This is a genomic window from Wolbachia endosymbiont (group A) of Melieria omissa, from assembly GCF_964031125.1.
Taxonomy (GTDB): domain Bacteria; phylum Pseudomonadota; class Alphaproteobacteria; order Rickettsiales; family Anaplasmataceae; genus Wolbachia; species Wolbachia pipientis.
The window spans coordinates 1,207,778-1,233,992 of sequence record NZ_OZ035007.1; the positions used below are offsets into that span (position 1 = coordinate 1,207,778).

General features: G+C 33.9%; 10 protein-coding genes and 1 pseudogene. 5 read left to right on the forward strand and 6 right to left on the reverse strand.

All coding sequences use genetic code 11. From position 1 onward, the window contains the following. Positions 1-205: 205 nt before the first annotated feature. Together ACQH2Q_RS05670 and ACQH2Q_RS05675 are read right to left on the reverse strand one after the other, a co-directional pair. Entirely contained in the window at positions 206-469 is a 264-nt protein-coding gene (locus ACQH2Q_RS05670) for a type II toxin-antitoxin system RelE family toxin (protein ID WP_425383623.1), read from the reverse strand. Next, positions 445-678: a DUF6290 family protein gene (locus ACQH2Q_RS05675; protein WP_010081986.1), complete on the reverse strand. Its 234-nt coding sequence runs from the start codon at positions 676-678 to the stop codon at positions 445-447. Before ACQH2Q_RS05675 ends, ACQH2Q_RS05670 begins: the two co-directional genes overlap by 25 nt. A gap of 251 nt (positions 679-929) precedes the next feature. On the opposite strand from ACQH2Q_RS05675, the gene lipB reads away from it, so the two are divergent. After that, the gene (gene lipB / locus ACQH2Q_RS05680) at positions 930-1,547 is read left to right on the forward strand and encodes a lipoyl(octanoyl) transferase LipB (protein ID WP_010081985.1); all 618 of its coding nucleotides are present in this window, start codon (positions 930-932) and stop codon (positions 1,545-1,547) included. Further along, positions 1,547-2,572: an LD-carboxypeptidase gene (locus tag ACQH2Q_RS05685; RefSeq protein ID WP_182309597.1), complete on the forward strand. Its 1,026-nt coding sequence runs from the start codon at positions 1,547-1,549 to the stop codon at positions 2,570-2,572. The genes lipB and ACQH2Q_RS05685 overlap by 1 nt, the downstream gene beginning before the upstream one ends. Positions 2,573-2,915: 343 nt before the next feature. Here the strand turns inward: ACQH2Q_RS05685 and terL are convergent. The 3 genes and pseudogenes from terL to ACQH2Q_RS05700 all read right to left on the reverse strand — a co-directional run. Then, positions 2,916-4,226 (reverse strand): annotated as a pseudogene (gene terL / locus ACQH2Q_RS05690) (phage terminase large subunit); the annotation flags it as partial. 15 nt (positions 4,227-4,241) lie between these two features. Then, on the reverse strand, positions 4,242-5,567 hold the full coding sequence (locus ACQH2Q_RS05695; protein WP_264339118.1) for an IS4 family transposase: 1,326 nt from the start codon (positions 5,565-5,567) through the stop codon (positions 4,242-4,244). A 433-nt stretch (positions 5,568-6,000) separates the two neighbouring features. Then, the gene (locus ACQH2Q_RS05700) at positions 6,001-8,238 is read right to left on the reverse strand and encodes a hypothetical protein (protein WP_425383444.1); all 2,238 of its coding nucleotides are present in this window, start codon (positions 8,236-8,238) and stop codon (positions 6,001-6,003) included. 379 nt (positions 8,239-8,617) lie between these two features. Between ACQH2Q_RS05700 and ACQH2Q_RS05705 the strand changes: the two genes are divergently transcribed. Beyond that, the gene (locus ACQH2Q_RS05705) at positions 8,618-9,274 is read left to right on the forward strand and encodes an exopolysaccharide biosynthesis protein (RefSeq protein ID WP_264339068.1); all 657 of its coding nucleotides are present in this window, start codon (positions 8,618-8,620) and stop codon (positions 9,272-9,274) included. Positions 9,275-9,875: 601 nt separating this feature from the next. Here ACQH2Q_RS05705 and ACQH2Q_RS05710 read toward each other — a convergent pair. Then, a complete protein-coding gene (locus tag ACQH2Q_RS05710) occupies positions 9,876-10,496 on the reverse strand; it encodes a hypothetical protein (RefSeq protein WP_425383445.1) in 621 nt (206 codons plus the stop codon). A gap of 290 nt (positions 10,497-10,786) precedes the next feature. Between ACQH2Q_RS05710 and ACQH2Q_RS05715 the strand changes: the two genes are divergently transcribed. Further along, entirely contained in the window at positions 10,787-12,028 is a 1,242-nt protein-coding gene (locus tag ACQH2Q_RS05715; RefSeq protein WP_425383446.1) for a hypothetical protein, read from the forward strand. Positions 12,029-12,129: 101 nt separating this feature from the next. Then, positions 12,130-26,214, forward strand: coding sequence for an ankyrin repeat domain-containing protein (locus tag ACQH2Q_RS05720; protein WP_425383447.1), 14,085 nt, complete (start codon positions 12,130-12,132; stop codon positions 26,212-26,214). Position 26,215 lies beyond the last annotated feature (1 nt).

Genomic DNA, 26,215 nt, shown 5'->3' on the forward strand with positions numbered 1-26,215 from the left:
AGAATTATATCAATTGGTGTCACAGGAAGGATATACTAACGTACGAACATTATGTTTGAGAGCAATCTCTACACAGTAGTTAAATGGCAGGCACAATAAGGGGTAGCAAAAAGAATGAGCTTTTTTTTTGAGCTGAGCGAAGCCACCTAAGGTAGAAAATGAATCAGGAAGGAGTAAAAATATATTTAATATTTATATGATGTACTTACTTATAAATATCTTTTCTGTGTCCTATCTCTGTGATAACCACTTCATATTTTATAATATTTACGGAATAGATAACGCGATAATCACCTACCCTTAATCTTCTTTGTCCTTTAAATCTGTAATATAATGGCTCACCAAGGTTAATTGGATCAACTGTAAGGCGCTTATTTATCGCATTTATGATCCTTAATCTTATTGTTTTTGCAAGAGCTGGAAGGTCTTTCTCAAGAACGCTTTCTATGAAGATAATATTGTATTCCAGTCTACATCCTCACTTCTAATTTTCTTTACACCTGAAACATTACGTTTAGCAGCACGCTCAATTAGTATTTTATCTTCCTCATTTTCAATTGCTTCTTGTATTAGCTTCTCTGTTAGTTCTTTAATGGACTTATTTCTTATTTTAGCCAGTCCAGCAAGACACTCTGAAATTTCGTTGTTGAAAGTTATGCTAAATTTTGAGTTTGCCATATATTTTACCTAAAATCTACTAATAATTATACAACATTTTTCTGAATTTTTCAATAAAAAAAGTTGCCTATACGTAAAGAGGACCTGTGTTGACAAATAATTAAACATTTGTCATGTACTATGTTTGTTAAGGAGAAATAGCACAGAAGTTAGTATTAAGTATATTAGGAATAAGAAAGGCTGCGCTCAGTGTCACACACTGGAATAACAGGAAAAAACGAACTGCTATACTAAAAAAAAAGAAATTGAACATGACAGAATGGCTAATATCTAATCAGCTTATTGATTATAACTGTGCCGTAAAATCTATGGAAGAGAAAATTCAACAAATTCACAATAATTCAGCAGACGAATTAGTATGGCTACTCCAGCACCCTCCACTTTACACTGCAGGAATCAGTGCAACAGCTGATGATATTGTTGAAAAACTATTTCCCATATATAAAACAGGAAGGGGTGGTAAACACACATATCATGGTCCAGGACAGCGCATTATATATTTAATGTTAAACCTTAAAAAAAGAAACAAATGCGATATAAAGCTATATATTAGAGATCTAAGTAAGTGGATCATAAATGTTTTAAAGCAATTTAATATACTTGGAGAGTTTAGAGAAGATAGAATAGGCATTTGGGTAAACCATAACGGAGTAGAAAAAAAAATTGCAGCTTTTGGTATCCGTTTAAGAAAATGGGTAACTTATCATGGCATAGCGCTTAACGTCTTTCCAGACCTCTCTCACTATAAGGGTATTATTCCTTGTGGGTTGCAAGGTTATGGCGTCACGTCAATGGAAGAACTAGGAGTGAAAGTTCCACTCTCTGAATTGGATGATATACTAAAAAAAGAGTTTTATAAGATATTTTAATGATTGTTTACCTTTTATATTTCATTCTCACTTTATGTGCTAACACAGGTATTCATGCAATCGACCAAGTTGATATTATTGCTCCTTCTTCGAAGGGAAAAGAATTAGATCTGACTACTATAAAAGAATATGTAGAAGCTTTGGATTTTAATCCCCATATTTCGGAGAAAATATATAGTAATGATAATCCATTTTATTCCAACTCTGATGAATTCAGAGCAAATGATTTGATTAGTGCACTAACCGGTGATAGTAAAATAATCTGGTGTATCAGAGGAGGAGAAGGGGCTTCTCGGTTAATTCCCTATCTAGAAAAGTTACCCAATGATAAAAAAGAAAGGATTGCTCAAAACAAAAAGATCCTCATAGGCTATAGCGATATAACTGCCTTGCACATCTATCTACAAGCTAAATATGATTGGCAAACTCTTCACGGCACCATGTTGGAAATGATAGTAAATAACTCCGTTTCTGAAAGCTCTGTTGAAAAATTGAAAGAGTTAATTCTTAACAAGCGGGATTCTATCAGATTTGATAACCTAAAGACGATAAATAATGGCATTAGACTAAAAGATGGCAGATTAGAGTCTAAAATCATCGGTGGTAATATGACTTTAGTTGAAAACAGTATAGGAACTGTTTGGCAAATAAATGCGAAAGGTAAAATTCTATTTTTAGAGGACATAAGAGTCTACCCATACGCAATAGAGCGCAGTTTAGATCACCTAAAACAAGCTCACATCTTTGATGGAGTACATGCAGTAATCTTTGGGGATTTCGTTAACTGCTATAACGATAACCTTGTTGAAGTTGTAAAAGAAAGGTTTGCAAAAAGTGTTAACTTTCCTGTATTTACTATGAAAGGGGTAGGCCATGGACATACAAATGATCCTTTACCTTTTAACACTCACGCTATTATTAGCGTTCAAGACGAAAAAGAAGGTTTGTTTTTTATGGACGTGCAGAATTTAGCTAATCTTATAGCTAACGCGAGCTCTACGTCATACCGCCGCAGTATCTCTTAGCCGCTAACACGTACCTAACCGTCATACCGCGATTCATTCGCGGTATCTCATCCGCTAACAAGAGATCCCGCTAACATGTAGCGGGATGACGAATTGCTTAACCGTCATTCCGCCGCAGACCGTCATACCGCCGCGGTATCTCTTAGCCGCTAACACATAGCGGAATGACGAAGTTATCGTCATGCCACCGCGAACCGTCATACCGCCACGAACTGTCATACCACCACGAACCGTCATACCGCGATTCATTCGCGGTATCTCTAGATCCCGCTAACACGTAGCGGGATGACGGTTGTCAGGGTGTCATGCAAGTAGCTGACTACTTGGATCTGGTAGGCTTAAATCACAATGCCCGTAAAGCTGCGACCCTAGAGCTACTATCTCTCACCCACTGCAAATATTGCACGGTACTATCCACTTGATCATCGTGTCGAGTTTCAGGAAACATTAAAATCTCATACTCAAAATCGTTCAGCCATACTGCTTGGTGCGGCAGAAAAACCTTGCCAGACTCTATAATCGGAACAATTTGATAAAATCGAGTGAGTTTGTCATCATGTGGTACTATTTCGATAATTGGTAAATCACTGTTTGTCTTTAGCTCTTGCACCAATTGCTGACCACTTGTTTTTGCTCCGATTAAAATTGCGTGCGGTGTCCATCTTGCAGCTAGTGACAGAACTTGCTCTTTAAGCTTTGGATACTCAAGCTTTGCGCGATATACATCGAGTAAATAGAATTTATTGCCCACTTTTGTCCAGGTGGTGCAGACGCTAAAGTTGCTCATGCTGCTTGTTGAAACTGCAGTGTCCCAGCTCTGAGTGACATATGAGAGACTATCAGAAAAATTTCTATAGCGCTTCAGCCACTCTCGTTTAATTATACCACTTGAAAGTGGCAGAGGGTTTTGTTGATATTGTGCAGCAAAAGCGTAACTTCCAAGTTCAACCTTTATCATCTCAACTTCTTCTTTTCCTCCATCGAGGGGATATAGCAACTGACCTTCTTCTCTTGAGTATAATATTACGGGTGGTGTCATTCTAGCACTTGATGCTGTAATCCAGCTTTTGTACTCATTTGTAGTTACTCGGGTGACAGGAACAAGAAAAGGAGGCGCTGGCTTTTTGATTGAATAGATAATCTCCTTATTTTCAGATATCATCGGTAAACAAGTATGGTTCCATATGTTTTTCGGTTTGGAGAGAAGGTGCCCGGTTAAATCTTCTTGATGTAGCCTATGCATCACAAGAACAATTACTCCTTTTTTTCTATTGTTGAGCCTGGCTACTAAAGTCTGGTCAAACCAATTTGTAGCACGCTTTCTAAACGTTTCACTCAAAGCTTGGGCGGGACTCAGTGGATCATCCACGATGATGAAATCACCACCTTCACCTGTTAACGTCCCTCCAACTGACGTTGCGATTCTGTATCCTCTCTGCACTGTTTGAAATTTGTATTTGGTATTCTGATCTTTGGATAGTTCTACCTCTGGAAACAGCTCTCTATACCAACTAGACTGCATTATGCATCTTGTATCGAGCGAGTGCTTTTCGCTAAGCAGCCGAGAGTAGCTTGCAACTATTATTCTTGCAGTTGGCTGATTTCCCAGTATCCATGCGGGCCACGCAACACTAGCGCACAGGGACTTCATTGAACCATACGCGTCAAGTTAAGAGATTGTGAGCAAATTTAGAGAGGTTAAAGTGGATACTCTAGCCCTTCTACGTTTGTCTTTTAATGAAAATCGCGACCAAGTTATAGTGAGTTTTTTAAGAAATGCTTTTAAACTATTAATTTTGGTTAATACTAAAAATAACTCTCTAACCCGCCTTTTTAGCTCAATAAATGCCTTTGTTAAGCTAAGTTCTGTATTCTTTTTCACTTCTGTGCAACCAACTATGCCGTGAAATATAAGAATTGCGCACAATTTAGCATATAGTTCACATAATACTCTGCATGGCTTTCCTTTTAGCTTATCAAGCCTGATATGGCTTTTATACAATTTAAATAATAACTCAATTTGCCACCTTACTCTGTAAATCGTTAATACTTGCTCAGCACTAATTTTATTTTCTGGAACATTAGTTATAAATATTGACCAGTTCAACAATTTTTGATTTCTTTTAGAGGATGTATATCCCTGCGATCTTGCTAATCTATTAGCTTTCCTTCTTCTGGCCATAGACTGTTCTTCAGTTAGTTTCTGACATATAATTCTTACTCTAATTTTTGCTTCTTTTCCTAACAATACCTCGTTTTCTAAAAATAACTTATCCTCTAAACATTCTAATAACTCCATTTTTTGATTTGTTTCTACATCATATATGTTGGTATCGGATTTATAACGACTTATGAAATAAGCTCCTATTTCATTGATTTGTTTAAAAGAACTTGGCACAAAATAACCGAGATCAGATATTAGCAAATCATTGCTTAATATATTACTTAAATGTTTCCTATATCCCTGGTCTGATCTTACCCCCTCCGTTAAATTAAGTTGGTCTATTATCTGATTCATGTAGTCGAAAACTAATTGTAACTTTATTCCAGACTTAGTATTGCTTTCATAGCCACTGTAGCTAGTACCATAACCTTTATACATCTCTTCCATACTGTTAGGTAGAGTAATATAGCTACTGTCCAATAATTTAACACTATTAAATTGCTGTAAGATTTTGCAATCAACTTGCAAGATATTTTTAAAGAGAATCACAGATTCATTATACATCCTTTTCATAAATTCCACTGCTTCTTCAGTAAATCTAAAATCCAAACCTTGTTTTGTTATATCTATCGAGTCCTCGTTTAGTAATTGACACATTGTTTCTACGCTACAATTATCAACTCCTATATTACCCAAGACCATGGCTTTTACGAATGATGAACCTTTTAGCTTTCTCTTTCTTTTTATAAACCTTGTTGTAATTGAGATTTTCTCTGCTTTTTCATTAAAAAATTCTTTGAGCTTTTTTGATAAGCAAGTTATTTTATTCATTGGTTCTCTCACTAAAAGTATATCTGGGAGAACTTATACCTTATTATTCTATCTCTTTCATACCTTTATTTCCTTAACTTGACGCGTATGATTTGAAAGACAATCTCATTAAAAATAGAATATATGACTCTGTTAGTTTATTGGAGGATACTATATGTGCATTCATTCGTAATATTACGGAAAGTTCGATCAAAACTATTTGTTCTGTGAGTTATTTGCCTACTTATTTATGATATTTGGTATTATACCTAAATTTTGGATTAGTGATAAAAAAGCTAGAGGAAGAATGGACTATGGATTTGTCGAATTGGACTTTGAATACTTGATATCTTCTTTCCAGATAGATTGAAAACGAAGTTGTATAAAAAATGCTGCTTTGAATGGTTATTTTTGAAATATTTGAGCCTGATTTTTAAATTCCCCTTTCATTTACTCACTGATTGCAATAAGCTTCTTTCATAAAGCTAGATGGAACATATGATTTTTCTATTGTACAATCTGACTGTTTCATAGTTTTAGCTAACTCTTCAGAAACGTCACTGTTTATTTCAAAATAACCATCTTCTATGCCTATAGAAACATTTTTTCCTCCTAAAAGACAGCTCCCCCCTAAACTTGATTTATCCTCCAACTTACTAAAACGTGCTATGCTTTCTTCGTTGGCGAGCTTTACTTCTATTTTATTATTATCTCTATCACTAGGAGATAAATAAACACTGACCTTCCCAAAGTAAGTAGTAAAAGACATTTCAATTCTACCCTCCGAAATGTCGGTGTAATTCCTAACTCCTTCTTCATTTTCAACTCTAACTATACTTTCTCCAACTTGAAGCATACCAATTTCCAGACCTAAATTTTTAGCTTTTTTATTGTTGAATATTCTTGCAACTTCGACAACACTATCTTTTGGATATTTTATACAAAAGTGTCCATTGTCCATCTCTAACTCAAAATCATGATCATCAGTTTTTACACTTACGTCTACGATACTTTTGTACACCAAGTCCTTAAGTTCTAAAAGTATTTTTTCTCGTTGATCTAGAGCGTATCTATCTGAGCAAATTATGTTCACGAAATCGCCATGTTCTTCATCGCTAAATCTATTTAAAGACGCACCTCTTGATACTATTTGCAATATCTTTTTCTCATCTAAAAATCCATAAATTCGGGTAGTATCGTAAGAAAAATATAGCTTTTGCAATGTATCAATTATGCGATCCACTAAAGATATATTAGCTTTATACGGAAGAGTGAACATTACTCTTTGTTTCAGCGCCTCGCTTACAATTTTATCAAGTCTTTTATTGCACTCTTCATAATCCTCTTCATTACCATAGTTACCCAAAGCATCCAATTCATCATGAATATTATCTATTTTTTGCCAAATACTTTCATATTTTTCTCTTTCTCTTTCTCTTAATTTTACTTTTGCTAAGGAAAAAGAATCTTTTTTACGTATTATGTTTGCATTGTAGACTAGTTGACCGTAGGTCCTACCAACAATTTCATCATAATCAAAGCAATAGCTAACATTATAGTCACTTTCACTAGTTGATTCCTGATCATTGCTACTTTCATCGTCATCTTTATTCCATACTTCAATATCGTAATCAGTGTTTTCAAGGTTTTTGTCTTCACTTGTTCGATAATCTTGATTGTTTTCTACTTTTTCGTACAGCCAGGTTGATTTTTGATCATCGCTACTTTCATCGTCATCTTCATTCCATACTCCAATGTCGTAGTTAGTATTTTTAGGTTTTTTATCTTCACCTGTTTGATAATCTTCTGCTTCTCTATATAGCCATATTGATTCCTGGTCATCATTATCATTGATACGCCTCATTTCCACTTTTGTTGTAGACTGAGGTCTTACTATTTCTTTTCTTACGTTTTCTTTGTTTAATTCATCTTCAAGAGACACTTCATTACTAATATAGAAGTTTTTCTGTTTTAAACTCTCATTTTCATTCTGCAATGAACTAAATTCTGCAAACAGTTCTTCACGCTCTGATAAATAAACATAGAGCTGGCCTATTACATCATTAAGTTCCTTATCTTTTTCTAATATCTGGTTTTCATAATTACTCTTCAAATCCTCTATACTGTCTACCAGCACTACACTTTCTTTTCTTAGTCTACTTGAGTTAGATTCAACCAAATTTAACCTTTGCTGTAACTCTTCATTTTTTTTGTCTATCATCTGTATTTCACTCTTCATATCTTCTAATTTGCTGTCCAAGTTCCCTATTATGTCATTTTTATTCTTCACGTCCAATAATACTTTTTCTATTTCTTGTTTTAGCTGTTCAATTTCTTGGCCATTTTTAGTTAATTCTCTTGTTTTTCTTTGTAATTGAGCTTCAAGCTCTTTAATTTTCTTTTCTAGGATCTGATTTTTCTTGCTGAGCTCACTCACTTCTTGATCATACTCTTCCGCTATACCTTTATAGCATTCCAAGAGCTTTTCATTTTTCTTGAGATCAAAGTTTTCTTGTTGCAGCCTTTCTATTTCACCATCTGAATTATCTATTACTTGGTTACCCTCACTACCAATCTCAAATATCTCTTCAGAAGTAATCGTAAAATCTTTAAATACGCAAGGCAAAGTAGTGTCTTCAAGGTTATTACTATCAAATGAGTTATATTGTACTACCTGCCTTGAACTAGGCATACTTATACCTTTCTATTAACAAAGGCACACAATGCATTATATTTACTATATACGCAACTGATTTAAACATAATTTATTTACTAATTCATATTGTGAATTTTTATAAAATAGGTTTATATGCAAAATATTATAATAACGTTAAAGCACGTAGCTAATACCATTATTAGTACAGTATAAAGGGCCTTTTTGCCTATAATTGAAGAGTTTAAGCAAATTCATAATATACCTCATTTATCTTCTAATAACGAAAATTTGTATCGAAACAGATAAGACCATAAGTATGAAATTCAAAGAGGAATGAATCAGTTAAATCAAGAATAGATGTTGTGTTATAGTAGTGATTATGCTAATTATTGGGTCGTTTGGTTAAAAGGTAATTGTGAAAAGGGGTAAGAATTTGACTGAAGATAAAAAATTAGCATCTGATATTCTAAAAGAGGTTGCAGGTACTGGTACTGCTGATAGTGATAAAGTGACATTGTTTGACATTAAAACAGCTTTACAAGAACGTGGTTTTGGTATTTTAATAATCATCTTCTCCTTGCCGCTATCGGTGCCTATACCGGTTCCACCTGGTTATACAACTATTCTTTCTATACCTTTAATCTTGTTTTCATTACAACTTCTGCTTGGGTTTCATTCTCCCTGGATGCCACGTTGGTTGGAAAGGAAATCCTTTAAACGTTCAACATTAGCCCTTGTGGTTAAAAAAACTTTACCTGCATTAAAAAAAATAGAAAAGTTCATGAAACCGAGAATGTCTTTTATCTTCTGTGGGCCAGGTGAAAAGATTTTGGCATTTATAATGCTGGTTTGCGTATTGGTGATAGCCAATCCGCTTCCGTTGACTCACTTCATTCCAGCAATCGGTACGACTCTTATTTCACTTGGTATTATGAATAAAGACGGGCTTGTCTCGATACTTGGAGTGTTGGTATCCTTGTGTGGAATATTATTTGCTCTTATTGTAATAGTAAAAGGTCCACAGCTTATAATTAGTGCGTTTTCTTTTCTCAAGAGTTTTGCATACGGTTAATCTTGAGCTATTAGCAAATTAGATATTCTATAGAAATACCATGGCAACCAGTGTGGAAGCAAATTCTTTTGTTTACTGTTTGTGTCTCAAAAGCATAAAAAAGTACGTACTGTTGTGAGAACAATTTAAACAAAAGCGGCGTTTTAAAAGTAAAAGCTTGGAATTTTTACAACAAAGTTAGGCAAAACAGTTCATATGTAGATTTAGCGAAAGTAAGCCAATATAGGTGATTTCAGCGTATAATAAAATCACCATATAAAAAAGTTCGTATGTATCGTTTGGAAGACCAGCGCATCCCAAAACAAACTCTTCTCTCAATAGCTGATTTTGAGTGCTAGAAATAGTTATTTTGCTTGAGATCTTAATAATATATTTTGCTAAATTAATATTGATTTACTTGCGGAAGAATTAATAAGCGTATTATAAAAAACAGAATTTAAAAAAAATGAAAGATCAGATTGACCTTATCAAGAGGCCTTTATTGAAAACTATTTCAAGTCTAAAATTTTCTACAATATTATTGGCCCTTTAATTTAACCAACAAGTGACAAAAACTTTATAGGGATCACAGCAAGTAATCCTTTTTTACCTTTTAGTAGACTTATTTATTAATATTAAATTTTGCATTTCTTATAATATTATTCACAGTTTCAATATCATCATTAAAAGAGCGATATACATTTTGTACAAAAGATACATCATCAGTAGTGTCTAAGTAGTTATAAGGATTCCCCTTACGTGAGTGAATGTCAAAGAAAACGCACTTTTTATTAACCATACCTCTGTATATATATGTATAATAAGTAGTACCTGCTGCAGCATCACCTCCATGAAGATATATAAAGTGATATCCATCTATCAATATTTTATCTGGTAATACGTCTTCCTTAACGTCAATAGGCATGAATGTTTGGTAACTACTATAACATGTTTCTTCTAAAAGATTATCCTTGCTAATTAGCACATCTCCTCTTATCCGATAGTGGTAGATATCAGACTTATCAATTTCGAATGAGACAACTTTTCTTGAGTCTTTTATGAGAGAGTCATTTTCGTAATGAGCTATCAGGGCAGTACTATCATCATCTATAATCATATTACCAGGTATTGGTAGCTGCAAATCACTTTCTGGATCGTAAAAAACATCCAGCCTTTCTTGTGCAAGAAGTGGCAAATAAAAAAAAGCGAAAATAAAAACTCTAAATAAAGAAATACTATACATCTGCAAAATTAAGATGAAATAAGAAAAATCTTTTTCTAATCATACAGGTTACTTTAATTCTCGTCTACTCTACTTACTGATATACGTTGGACTTATAGTTTGAAAAAAATTAAACCAAATTCCAAAAATGTGTATAGCTAATATAAAGATCTTATATTGAGCCTGTTAAAACGCTTTTATCGAAATATTACTTTGGATTAGAAAAAATCCTACAATACTAATTGACAAGTTTTAAGAGTGAAGTAGTATAAACAAAATATGTTAAATCTTGTTAGTTATAGGGGTTCAGTATGGATTACGAAAATGTACAAAAGATATTACTGACTTCCATTAAAAAAGATGATCCTCATAAAGGATTGAAAGAGTTGGAGATTAGGAGGTATTGTATTGCATATCAGACATTGTTGCGTGAATGGGACAGAACAATAATACCGCCTTTTCTTAAGGAAATTTTAGAGGATGAAACTTGTTGGCAAATGCCGATAGGAGATACTTCAGATCAGGTTAGGCTCAACAGGTATGCTGTGGGAGGAAGATTGTTAACTTTGGAGTTTAAGGGTGGGCAAAAAAAACTCCTTGATAGTTTTGACCGCTATAGAATTGCCTGCTGGTGTTGTTTTGAGGACGAGATAAGAGCTATTTTTGAAGAATTTAAATTAACATTAGGTAGTAAACCAGTAGAGAGTTTAGTTAAAGGATGTGATAAAGGAGCTTTAATGGTCTACTGGTCACACGCCATAAATAATCAGGAACATCAGTTAGAATTAAATAACGAGCATCCATACGTTTATGCTTTTAGATGTGCAACGATAGAAAAGCATGTTGAAGCTTTGGAATTCTTTTGGAATAAGTTACAGTCAATTGATTCTGTGTCTCCAAAAAGGAAAGAAGATTTATTAATGGAAGTAGCGTATAATAAGGGGCGTTTTTCTACTGACAATGTTGGAATGGTTGATTTTTGCCTACGTCGTCTTGATGTTGACAGATACCATGAATTATTGAAAAGGGACTTTAAACAACATGGGTGTTATTATACTTTAGGTATATTGAGAAGAAATCATTCTTTTGAAAATGCTAGAAAGCTATTTGAACATTTAAAGCCAGAAGATTTATCTCCTGAAGCTTATAGTACATCAATGTTTTCAGCATTAAACTCGCTTGTTTCTGCACCAGATGATAATTTTGTTAAATCTGGCAGTGATATGCTTGCCTCTATGTGGAATTGTCCTGGCTTTGATGCTCATAGACAACACTATTTACATAATCTAAGCATAAGATTATCATCCAGAGATTTAATTGTTCATCTTATCAAGGACAACAAAGCTACTAAAGTAGTATCAGAAATTATCAATTCTCTTAGTCAGGAGCAAATGCAGTCTATTATGGAACGCAACAAGTCAGAGTATGAGGTGTTTATTAGAGTTAGAAACACGCAATTGGATTGTGGAGCAGGTGATAGTCAGTTACCAAGTTCATCATTAGATGTAGAATCTGTAAAACAGGAAGTTACTGATATTAGAAGCAAAGTATAGTGTTTCTGTTTTAGGAAATTCAGTTACTTAGACTTAAACGAAAGCATGCAAAGAGCTTAGTGAGGATAAAATTTGTAAAGGGTTAAAATCGGGGGCTAGTTATGGTTAATAACAATCAACAGCAAGAAAAACCACAAGGTTTCGAGTTAATTGAGTTGCTTTTGGGGAAAGTAGATTCTTCAACTTCTAATGCAGTAGATCAATCTTTTGAAGCAAGATATCAGTCGTTGGTTGATCAAATACAATCTTATTTACATTCTAGTGAAAAGCCTGGCTTTTTTCCCCATAGATTCTTAGGTTCTTTTTCTAGTGTATTAGATACTAAACTTAATGACAAGCTAGGCATAAAAAAATTGCACTTTCGTTTTGAGGGAGCAAGAACTTTAAAGGTTGTAGCAGAAACAGAGTCCAAAACACATGTTTTTATTTTCACTGAAGATATAGAAGCTCAACATTCTAAACAAACAAATACTAAGAATTTCGAATTCACCACAGGTGAGTGGAAGAATGTGATGGGTAGAGATTATACTAAATCAGATGCGCGTAAGCTTCAAATTGATGTAATAAAAATCTTGAAAGATAAGTATGAGTTAGTAAAAAGCAAACCTAAATCAGACAAAGATGTTAAATCAAAGAAGTTATACTTATATCTGAAAAGTGATGGTGTGTTAGAGTATAAAGCTAAGAATGTATATGGTAATGTTAAAACAATTGAGATTAGTCGTGATCAACTAAAAGGTAAGGTTTTCGATGAAGTCAAGCAATTTCTAGGTAAGCAAGGTAAAGATCTTAGTGATGATGCCAGGAAGGAGTTATCTAGAATGACTTCAGAAAAGGGATATACCTTAAAGAGTGATGGAGAAGATGAAAAAATAAATATTAAGGTAGAAAGTAAAAAGAAAATTGTAGATCAACCCATTGAGCCTACAATAAAGTTTCAGGAAGTGACAAAAAAGTTAGGTAAATCTGTCTATCTAGAAAATTATATTGAAAAGCTTGTTAATCCAGATGCAGAAATAGATCAAGTTCAGGATAATCTTAAAGAAATTCTAACTTACATAAAAGAAGTTCATACTAATTTAAATTTACAAGGTAATGTTTATGGTATTAAAGCTCGCGAAGCCGATCAACATGGCTTTGTAGCAGGAATATTTGATAACTTTCGATATCGTGATAATACCAAACTCTATCTGGAGCAGTTTGCTGGGGGAGGTTACGCTGATATTGTTTTGCTTGTTCGTGGGCCTAATCGTGCTGTTGATTCAGTCCCAATTCTTATTGAACTCAAGGCTGGAACTGAAGGACAAGTTGATCCAAGTGATGCGCTGGAGCAAGCTAAAGGTTACATTGAAGGTTTTAGACCAAATAAGATGCGGATTTTAACCAATGCAGGTGATGCCATTGCTGTTGGGTTAAATTTAGATTTTAAAGAACCTTTTAAAACTGAAGTAAAACCCATTAAACAACCTTCTTCTTTGATGGAGGATTTTGTAAAATTAGCTCACAGATGGAATAATCAACAAATTTCTGAAGAAGATTTTAAGCGAGAAATAGCAGGTTTATTATCAAGTGAATACCATACTTTTCCAGCAAATAAAGAAACAAAAGATCATTACTATTTCAGTCGAGATATATTAGGTCAATCAATTTTAATCAACAAGATTGGTCAAGATCAAAGTAACATTAAAAAATATATATACTCATATGATGAGTACCCGCTGAACTGGCCTCAGGGAACAGAATACACTTTATCTAAAAGCCCAGTTATGACATTAATACTTGTTCAAGGTAATGAAGGACAAGAAAAAACAGCATTCATTTTTCATATACGAGAGTCCAATACAAAGGAATTCTATGCTGATAAAAAAATTCCAGTACTGAACATACCTGAAATAGGAAAAGTAGGAAATGCCGTAGAAATTAAAATGAGTCTAAAAAAATATGAAACAGGATTATCTTTTGAAGACCTTTTTAAAATAGAACAGATAAGTAAATATAAACCAAGTGGTGCCGATCAACAATTTACAGGTAGTTTTCTTAAGATACCTAATTCTGATGAATTAAAGGTAAAATTTGATCAGGCAATCACTTCTCAGCATGCTACTTCTTCTGATGGTAAAGATTTATTACCAGATTATAAAAGGCTACTTACTGAGATAGCAGATGCAATTTATCCTATTAAAGATTTGATTACTAATGAAGCAAGATTACAAGCTGTGCTTAATGGCTTGCTTAGTGGTTATAGTGATTTGAAGCTAAAAGAGACTTCTGCGAAAATTGTAATCATACCTGAATTTCAAGTAGGAGCAGGTGGTCGTGTTGATATGGTAATTCAAGGTATTGGTCCTTCGCCTCAGGGTACTAAAGAATATACTCCTATAGCGCTGGAATTTAAGCTTATAGATAAAAACTTAAATCAAGATCAGCTAAAACAGGAAGTTGATAAATTAACAAAAGAACAAAATGTTAGATATGCTAAAGGGGCAGCACTGAAAACAATAACAGATAGTGACAAAATGTTTTTCATGGGCGTAGTTGTTAATGTGAAAGCTAAAGATAAAAATTCTTTAATATTAACGAGTGATGAGTTTGTTCCTGCTATAGTAGTTCATAGTTCTATTGACATAGCTAAGAGAAAACATTTAGAAGGAATACAAGAGATAACTCAGAGACTTAAAAATATTGGTATACAAGAAGAGAATTTACGTACATTAGAATCTGCAACAGCAGAAAAAGATTATCATTATTGGCTGCAACAACATGATATAGCTGATATTGCAAGAATAGAATACGGTTATGGAGCTGATACATTATTTGAAATAGTGGGATCACCAGAACACATAGTTAATCAATTACAACAGTTTCAAGATAGCGTAACAACAAGAGGTGAAAGAAGGCCATTAACTTTAATTGTTAATTTAGATAATAATCACTGGGTTACGTTGGTCGTTGCCTATCAAAATGGGCAGTATAATGGATACTATGTAGACTCGTTGGGTAATAGTGTTCCAGATAATATTCGTCAAGTTTTACAACAGGCTCAAATTACCGTTAATGGTGTTTCTGTTACTCAACAAAGAGATGGTTATAATTGTGGCTTATGGGCGTTAGAAAACGCTAGAGGTATTAATGCTGTGTTGCAAGGAAGTAGAAGTAATATTCCTGATGAAATACGTAACCGTTTGCAAGTTCAAGGAAGAGATGAAGCTTATTTTATACGCACGAGAGAAGATGTTTCAGACAGATTAAGTATAGATCCACAACGTATAGCTAATCTAGAGACTGTACTTGCTGAAACACAAGCACCTAGAAAGAAATTTGACCTGAATAATTGTGTAAAACAAGGTAGTAGAAAAAGAAGAAGTATTAATCCTTGTTTATTTTCATTGGGTGATGTAAAAAAGTTTATTAAGGGAAGGGTAGATGAAAATAATATAGATAAGATTATAATTGATAGTGAAAAGTTCCTAACTTATGTCAAAAGTAGTCAAGGTGAAAAGAAAAATGCTCAGCTAGTAGAGTTTGTTGGAGACAAAAATATCGAAGGTAATCATAAGTACTTATTTGATAAGGTAGTTGAAGATCAAGGGTACGGACGTTATATTGAAAATGAACGTATTAAGAATTTGCACGGTGACATTTCACAGCAAAATAGTGGTTTAATAAAAAGCCCGAAATTAAAAAGCAGATTAATGAATGCTGCAGGTGGGATACAATTAATAAGAGGAATCCATGGTGCCATTGTGTCTTGTAAGGATGGAACAGCAACAGATTGTGGATTAAATTTAGGTGGGATAGGATGGTCTTTTGCGTCTCAACCAATTGAGAATGTAATGGTTAAAATTACTCCAAAAGTTGTAGCATCAGCTGAAAAGGTTGCAGGAAAAATTGTATCAGGCACTCTGGGTAAACAGACAAAATTTGCTATTCGGATTGCAGGTGTAAAGTTTGGAAGTACAATAGCAAAAGGTACGGCAGGAGCTATAGCTGGTGTTTTTGATAATGTTGATATAGGTATGTCAGCAAGTAATCTTGTTGATTGTAAAAAAAGAGAGGATAGTGATAATCCATGTGGAGAAAAGGAGATAAGAGATAATATAGCATCTATATCCTTTTCTAGTGTATCGTTTGTTTCTGGTGTTGCTCTTACAGCAGCAAGTATGCCGGTGGTTGGTATTGCAGTTGGATTTGGGCTCATGGTAGGTTATGGAATTTATAGTGGTGTCAGCAATATCATAGAGTATGAGAAAAAGTATGATACAACCCATGGAGAGAACTGGAGTATTTTTTGGCGTACACTTCTTTTTCAACCTATGGCAGCTGATGTGCAGCATCTTGCAGCTAGGAAAGACACAGTTAATAGTTTAGCTAAAGGAGTGAGGCAAGCTTTAAATAATAGCCCTAATAGTACTGTTGCTTATGGTATTGGTCTTGGAAAAGTAAGCGGTAATACCCTTCGTCCAGATTATGCAAAGATTCTTATGAATAAAGCAGAAAGAGCCAATACAAGAAATCTTTCACGTATTATACCTCATAGTATTGAAGGTGCTAGCAGGGTTTGTTTACCACAGGTTACTGACCAAGATTATGAAAAAGAAGGTACAAAAAATTCATTCGACTTTGCTTCGTATTATTGTGAAAATTCAGTGGTTATTAGTCACGATAATAGGGTAAAAGCAAAACAAAAGGATAAAACAATTGTTTATGATTTAAGCAATGTAGACAAAGGTACCATCATAGGAAGTGATGAATGGAACAATAATTTTCTAATTGACTCAAGTACAGCAGAAATAGTTGGTGGTAGTAATAAGGTAGTAAATAGGTTTGTTGTAAATAACGCTGACTTCTCAGGTAAAATTATTGGTGGAAGTAACACTGTTAATATACTTGATTTAAGCCAATTGAAAGATCCAGTTATAGGAATGAACGTTAACTATCGTTTTAAGCCTAATGCCTCTGGGTCATTAAAGGCAAGAGTAAATGGTCGTTGGTTAATCAATGATCAAATTGATAATAATGGCATCTTTAATTATTACTATGTTGGAAGAAAGAACAAGGTGGATGAGATTTTGTGCATGGGTTACTCTGAACACTTTACAGGAATCGATGATCGTGAGGTTATCATAGATAGTGGTGGTGGCTCTAACAACAATGAGAAAGATATAGTTGAAAATTGCAAAAAAGTAATTATTTTGCCGTATACTACAGTCAAGGGTGGAAAGAGCAACTATACTTTTTACGTAAAAGCTGCAGACTACAAAGGTAAGGGTTTATATTCAGAAATTGATGTAGATGGAACAGGAACTATAATTTTTCCGGAAATTGATTTATTAGGTGATTGTGATCAAATCACTTATTCTACAAGCAGTAATACTTTATCTTTAAAAATAAATTTTGGTCAAAATAATCAATTTACTCTTGATATAAAAAATTATGTCGAACAAAGCAGTAATAAACCTCACTTTGTACTAATAGATAAAAATGGTAGTAATATTGTTCCTAAGATTGAAAGATCGGACTCATCAGCTATAAAAATTACTTCATTTGAATTACATTCAGAACATTCCTTAGATAATTTTGACGATGTTGCAAGTTATTATAAGAAAATTCTAAACAATAACAAGGATTACAAAGTCTTTAGTGTTATCAGAGATAGAGTACAGAATCAGGGTAATAGTGCAGTTCTACATATGGTTTTTGGTTCTTCAGAAGAAGATGTAATTAACTTTGATCAAGGCACCATGTTTGCTAGAGGCGGAGAAGGAAGTGATGTATACATTATTGGTAATGATATAAATAGTAGAGAAGTTAAAATTGATAATAACTCAAGTGATAAAAAACTAGATACACTATTTATGTCGGCAGTTGAGAAAGATTTTTCAATTCAGCAATGTGATCTGTATTTAAAATACAATAATAGTAACATTCGAGTGAAAAACTACTTTCAAGATCCTAATTATAGGCATCTTATAATTATGAACAAAAAAGGAGAAACTTTTATCCCCAATATACAATCAATGTCTTGTTCTCCCTCTTCTTCGGGAAAGGGTAAATTAGTTCCTTTTTTACAGGCTACACAAACTCAGAATATGTTTTTGTTATCTAAGGATTTTCAAGGTGATCATGTAGTAATAGATTCTCGTCTTGAAGATATTGAGAAATATAAAGATAGAGAAGATCTTTTATTAATAAGAGAAAGTGGAAATCCTTTTATCATTAGAATAGAAGGTTTTTATACTGATCGAAGTAAATGGGAGAATATTTCCTATTCTCTCTGGAATAACAATGATCTTTTTCCATCTCCTGAGTTATTAGGAAATGTTGATAATGTAATGGAGCATAAGAATAAACTTAGAGATGATTATGAAAGAATTGTAAAAGAATATGTTGAAGATTTTAGTGACTCTACTAGTGTTATTCAGCACAATCAAAAGTTGGAAAAAAATGTTTCTACTTTCGTAGGAGAAGACAAAGAACGCATAGGAGTAATGATGTTAAAGAATATTACTCCGGATGAGGTTGAAGTTTCTAGTAGTGGTACAGATCTGATATTTCGTGATAAGAAGTCTAATCATACGATCAATATAAAAGATTGGGATAATAACGAATCTTATAGGATTTCTACATTGGAATTTGATCCAGGCTTAGAACCAATAACACTCCGTAAATTAGGTAGATTTAGCTTATCTGAGGTAGGAAAAATACAGTATTTAATTGGTAAAGCTTCAGAAAATTATCAGAATAGGGATAAATATACTCTGAAAGTAGAAAACGACTTTAAATGTTTAATGTCAGTTGACGATTTTGAAAGAGGAAATAGAGATCCAGTACATCAGTGTCTTGGTTTTCCTTCACTGCAAAACCAGGTTAGCTTTACAGAAAATTCCTGTAGTTTAGAGCAAATTGAGGAACTCAAAAATATAACGTCAAATAGTAATCAGATTTTAACATTGCTTGAAAAGTTAGAAAACAACCTTTTGCTGAATGGTTATGATTCAAACATAATAGATCAGTGCAATAAGTGGATGATAACTTCAGGATTGGGGGTATTAAAACCATTGGTAAGCACGGCAATTTATGAAGGTAAATGGGATGAAGTTAAAACTCTTCTTGATAAAACTGCTAAAAAAAGTAAGGATGATGTTGAACATAAAAGTCAGTGTTCGGAAAAATGGACGCCTTTGCATTATGCTGTTTACAACGGTAATGTGAAATTAAGCGAAAGTATATTTAAATCATTTTTAGAGAAGAAAGGTGACATTAATGCCTTAACTAGTTGCAACGATGATAATTGGGCACTTTTACACTATGCTGTTCATTACGGCAATCTTGATATGGTTAGCTTTCTTGTAGATAAGGGTGCTAACGTTGAAATTAGAAGTAAGAAAGGTAAGGCACCTCTGCATTTGGCTGTTGAAGAATCCAAGCAAAACATAATTAATCTTCTTCTTGATAGAGGTGCTGATATCGAGGCTAAAAACAACGATGGTAAAACACCTCTGTACTTAGCCGCTTACAATAATGACTCAGATATAATCAAGCTTCTTTGTAACAGGATCAAGACTAAAAGTAATGATGCATTTAAAATGATAAAACAGGTTGAATTTTTAAAGAAGGAAGTTGTTAACCAAGCAAATATTCCATCTAATCCAAAAAGATCGGTAGAGTCTTGTATAAGTAGTTTAAGAGATTCAATAAAAAGTGCAGCAAAAAAGGTGTTAAAGGATGGTATGCTGCATAGTCGTAATGCTTCGACTATTGAACTTATAGATAAGGTTTATAATTTCGATGAAAGGTTGTTTAATGAAGCAATTAAGGAAGCTGTGAATGACACATACGCAGGTGTAGGTATAAAAGGAATATTAAAGTTTATAAGCAGTCACCATTATATTGGCCAGTTTATTCCAGGATATATAGCTGTATTTGATAAAATACCAAAGAATGATGGTGCAATGTTTAAATTAGCTTACTCTATTAGAGAGACCATGAAAATACCTAGGGTCAGTTCAGAAGAGAAATCTTATCTTGAAAAGCTAAAAAACAAATTACCAGAATCAGTGAGGAATGCAGTATTTTCTTCAGCGATATGTATTAAAAATGTTGAGTATGGAAGGTACTTATATTCACCTAATAATAATTGTATGTACCACTTAAACAATTGTGACAGGGATAGGCGGTATGTGTTTACCTGGCCTTCAAATGGAAGAAATGGTCAATTTAAGTGGAAGGTTGAGTTTAATGGCGATAATGTATATTTAAAGAATGTTGAGTATGGAAGGTACTTGTATTCACCTAATGATGATTGTACGTACCACTTAAAGGATTGTGACAGCGACAGGCGGTATGTGTTCACTTGGCCTTCAAATAGAAATAATGATCAATTTAAGTGGAAAGTTGAGCTTGATGGGGGTAATGTGTATCTAAAAAATGTTAAGTATGGAAGGTACTTGTACTCACCTAATAATGATTGTATGTACCACTTAAACAATTGTGACAGGGATAGGCGGTATGTGTTTACCTGGCCTTCAAATGGAAAAGGTGGTCAATTTAAGTGGAAAATTGAAAATTGTGGATCTACTCGCAATAGACGTAGTATACAAGAATCAAATGGTTATAATCAAACTGTAGTAAACTATCAGTCAATATTGACTGAAGAAAATAGTCAGCAAATAGCAAGTAGAATATCTGCTATAGTTGAAGATGTTGAAAGGCACACCTTTTTAAATCAGTCAAAAAATAAGTTAGATTTAGATAGTTGTTTAAATAATAGAGGGAGAAGCAACGCTGCGGATTCTATGAGGAGAGATGTTTGTAGTGAACTCAATGCAAGTGGGAGAAAAAATATTGTTCTAAGCGGAAACGATGTATGTACAATTACTTCAGGTCATGAAACACTTGATATTGAAAACTTCCCTATTCAAGAGGTAATCATTAATGAGGATGTCAATGGAAAGAAAAGTTTAAGAAGTATATTAGATTTACATCAGCTGGTACAGCAAGTAGATAGGGATTTGAGTATAAAACCGACACCAACGATTATTAAAGACAAAAATGATTTATTAATTAAGTTATCTATATCAGCTACCGGCTTGCAGCAAGATGTAATAACAGTTAGGCTGAAGGATGCACTTATAAATAAGTGGTATAAAAAACTACAAATTATTTTTGATAATGCACCGGTGGAAATAGATGGTAATCTAGATTTAAAGTCTTCATTCTTTATTTCTGATGAGAAAATTATTGTAGTAAGACCTCAAGACATAGAAGAAAATAGTAAACTAATTATATCTAAAAAAGCAGGGCGGTATACCTACCTTCATGATAAATATGACTTGATAGTTACCAATGCCTTTAATGCTGGTATAGAAGCAAATGAGTTGTGTATTATATATTTTAGAGATTTCTATAAAGAACCTAAAATGAAAACATTATCTATAAAATTTACTGACAAAGAGATATTATTAAGTAATGAAGTAGATAAAATACATAATTCAGATAGTATTGATAAATTAAATAATGTGAGTTCTATTGTTAATTCACAAGAGAGTTCTATACATTTAGAGGTTCCAAACAGTGGAGACATAAATGCTCAAGGTAAACTTGACAGAACACTGTTGCATCTTGCTTCCGAGGCGGGTGAATTTGATAAGGTGAAACTTCTTCTTGATAGAGGTGCTAATATTGAAGTTCAAGATAAATTTGGGTACACACCAATATTTCTTGCTACTCAATCAGGTAAATGGAGCGTGGTAGAACTTCTTCTTGATAGAGGAGCTAATATTGATGCTCAAGACAAGGAAGGTAAAACACTTTTACACTTTGCTGCATCAGGAAATAATTTGGATATGGTTCAATTCCTTCTTGACAGAGGTGCAAGTATCGAAGTTCAAGACGGGCGTGATTGGACACCGATACTTTATGCTGCTCAGTCAGGTAAATGGGGTGTGGTCAAACTTCTTATTAGTAACGGTGCAAAATTTAATAATGAGATAACGTATCAGGGAACGCCTTTACATTTTGCTGCTCAAGGGGGTAATTTGGATATAGCTCAATTTCTTCTTGATGAAGGTGCTGTCATCGAATCTCAAGACAAAGATGATAAAAAGCCTTTAGATCTTGCTGTTGAAGCAGGAAGGTTGAACGTAGCAAAACTTCTTCTTGATAGAGGTGCTAGTGTCAATGCTAAAGATAAGAATGATAGAACACCTTTAGACTTAGCTACTAAAGGAGATATGATAGAGCTTTTGAAGAGAGCGCAGATGGATCAAGGATTGTCAATCAATGCACGAGAGGGCACTTTTGATAAAGTGGAAGATCTTATTGCTCAAGGTGCTAATTTAGAAGCTAAAGATAATAATGATAATACTCCTCTACATAATGCTTGTAATAATGGTCACTTTAACGTAGCAAAATATCTTATCGAAAAGGGAGCTAGTTTAAAGGCTAAAAATAAAGACAATAAAACACCTTTAGAGTTGGCTGATCACAAGGGTTACATAAATATAGTAGAAATGATAAAGCAGATACAATCAGGATTAGATGAAGAATTGTTGTCTGCGGTGAAAAATGGTGATCCTAATAAAGTTGATGATCTTGTTAGCCATGGTGCTAGCTTGGAGGTGAAAGATAGCAATGGTAACACTCTTTTACATTATGCTTCTCAAAATGGTCATTTTAAAGTAGTAGAATATCTTATCGAAAAGGGAGCTAGCTTAAAGGCTAAAAATAAAGATGGTAACACACCTTTAGACTTGGCTGTTAAAGAAAATATAAAAGAATTTTTGAAAAAAGCACAGTCAGGTTTAAATAAAGAATTGTTGGCTGTAGTAAACGGTGATGATCTTAATAGAGTCAAGGCTCTTGTTAGCCAAGGTGCTAGTTTAGAAGCGAAAGATAATAGTGATAATACTCCTTTACATAACGCTTGTAATAATGGTCATGTGAAAGTAGTAGAATATCTTGTCGAAGAGGGAGCTAGCTTAAAGGTTAAAAATAAAGATGGTGAAACACCTTTGCATGTAGCTGCTCAACATGATAGTACACTTGAAGTAATTGAATTTATTTTGAACAGAGATCTTAGTGGTATTAATGATATAACTAATAACGGTAGAACACCTTTACATTTAGCTATACAAGGAAATAAACCAAGTACAGTCAAACTTCTTCTCAATAAAGGTGCTAATATTAACGCTAAAGACAAGGATGGTAAAACACCTTTGGATTTGGCTATGCAAGAAGGTTATACAAATATAGTGGAGATGATAGAGCAAGTACAATCAGATTTAGATGAAGGATTGTTGACTGCAGTACAAGATGGTAATCTCAATGAAGCTGAAGATCTTGTTAGTCGGAATGCTAATGTTAATACTACAGATATATACAGTTGGACACCACTACATTGGGCTGCATTTGAGGATCGTTTAGAAATTGCAAGGTTTTTGATAAAAAAAGGCGCTGATATTAATGCTGCAGATAAAGGCCCTTATGGTAAAAAGCCTGTGCATGTTGCTATTGAGAACAATAGTAAAGATATCATAGGGTTTCTTCTCAGCAAAGGAGTGAGTATTAATGATACTGACAAGCAAGGTTATACACCACTGCACTATGCTGCATGGAGAGGACGTTTAGAGATTGCTGAGCTTCTCGTTGATAAGGGAGCTAGTATCAATGCTGCAGACGCCTCTACTGCTGGTAAAAAACCTATACATGTTGCTGCTGAAAATAATAGTAAAAGTATTATAGAGTTTCTTATCAGCAAGGGGGTAAACGTTGATGAGGCTGATAAAAATGGTTGGGCACCTTTACACTATGCTGCTAAGTTTGATCAATTAGAGGTTGCAAAATTCTTGATAGAAAAAGGAGCTAATATCAATGCTGCAGATACTTCTACTATTGGTGAAAAACCTATACATGTTGCCGCTGAGAATAATAGTAAAAACATTATAGAGTTTCTTATTAGTAAGGGAGTGAGTGTTAATGATACTGACAAAGATGGCAGGACACCGCTGTACTGGGCTTCTTGGAATGGTCGTCTGGATGTAGTAGAGTATCTTATAGGTAAAGGAGCTGATATCAGTGCTAAAGATAAGGATGGTAGAAACCCGCTAGATGTGGCTAAAGGTCACCAATATGATAATGTTGTAGAGTATTTACAACAAGCAGAATTACGGCTAAATAAACAATTGTTGACTGCAGTACAAGATGGTGATTTTGAAAAAGTTAAAGATCTTGTAAGCCGAGGTGCTAGCTTGGACGCTGCTAACATTGATGCTCAAGATAAGGATGGTAAAACACCTTTGCATTTTGCTGCTCAAGAAGGTAATCTGGACATGGTCCAGTTTTTTCTTAATAGAGGTGCTAACATTAAGGCTAAAGACATGTATGGTTGGACCCCTTTACACTTTGCTTCTGCTTACGGTAAGTTTGATGTAGTTAAATTTTTTCTTGATAGCAATATTAACATTAGAGCTAAAGATAGATATGGTGATACACCTTTACATTTGGCTGCCCAAAATAATGATAAATCTGAAATAGTTGAGTCTTTTTTAGATAGTGATGCTAATAACATTAACGATAGAACTAATAATGGTTGGACACCTTTACATGTAGCTGTACAAGGAAATAAGCCAAGTACAGTTAAACTTCTTCTTGGTAGAGGTGCTGACATTGAGGTTAAAGATACTTACGGCCAAACACCTTTAGACTTAGCTACTCAAAAAGGTTACACAGATATAGTCAAGATTTTAGAACAAGAACAATTAGGCAAAGAGTTGTTTACTGCTGTAAGAGAATATGATTTTTCTAGAGTTGAAAAGCTTATCAGTCGAGGAGCTAATATTGATACTAAAAACAAGAATGGTAAGACGCCGCTAGATATTGCTATTAATACAAAGAACACTCTTGAAGAGAATCAAGGATCTCTCAATAATGCATTATTGCTTGGCCAACAAGGTCGTATAGTGAGAATTTTAGAACATGAACAATTAAACAGGAAGTTATTTACTGCTGTAAGAGAAGAAAATCTCCCTAAAGTTAGAGAGCTTATCAGTCGAGGGGCTAATATCGATACTGAAAGGGATGGTAAAACACCACTAGATATTGCTAAAGAAAAACTTAGAGAACATAGTAAAAATGAAGAATGTAGTGATGTTGTGCAGTGCTTAGAAAAACTTAATCAAGAAAGAGAAAAGCCTGTACAACGTAAACGCCGTCATCACCATGGAGATCACAATCATCATCATATGTCAAGAAAACCTCTTGCTATAGATTCAAGTGATCAACCTGAGATAACAGCAAGTAGTGGTACAAGACCATCTTCATGGATAAATGATTTGTTTAGTTGGGTGAAAAGTTCTGTAGGTGGGTTTAGAGCTGCTTTATCTGAGGAAGCATCAAATACTGCAAGTTCAATACCACAAGTTGATGAGCAATTTGCCAAAGCTTCGGTAAGTAATAGTAGTTCAACAAGTACCACACTACCATCTGATGGTACAGATAAAAAACAAGAAAATGGAGGTTTCTTTGGAGACAACATTGATTATGTAAATGCAAATATAAAACAAACGCGTGAAAGGCAAACACCTGTTAAATTTAAACCTAGTAGCGGAAATATAATACTAGAAATGGGAGATCACTATCTATCACATGTTGATTTTAATGGTACAATAATGTTACTTGATTTATTAATTAGAAAAGTTACAGGTCAGAAGTATATTTCTACAGTAGATCAGTCTATATCCCCACTAGAAGCACAGGGCTATGCACTCAATATTACAAGGGAATTTGAGAAAGTAGTAGAGCAAGCTGGATTAAAAAGTGGTGTATCAATGCATCGATTAAATATTGATTATATGGAAATGCAGAAAGAAATTACTAGAAAAGTCATGAGTGGTAAATTCAATGAAATTTCAGGGATTTTAAAATCGTATGTAGAGAAAGCATGTCCTGATGAAGAAGCTGGTAAATTAAGTCCGAAGAAATTTGAAAAGTTTATGGCTACATTTAATAACAAGCTAGATGTATCACTAAATCAATCAATACACCAAATGCTACATAATGAAAATAACGTACTAAAAATGGATAATATAAAAGAACCGCAAAGCTTAGGTTTATCTGGACCTAGAACTAGGTTAGATGATGTATTAATTGCGGGCAATGCCAGAGAATTAGTCGCTGGAAGAAGGTAGT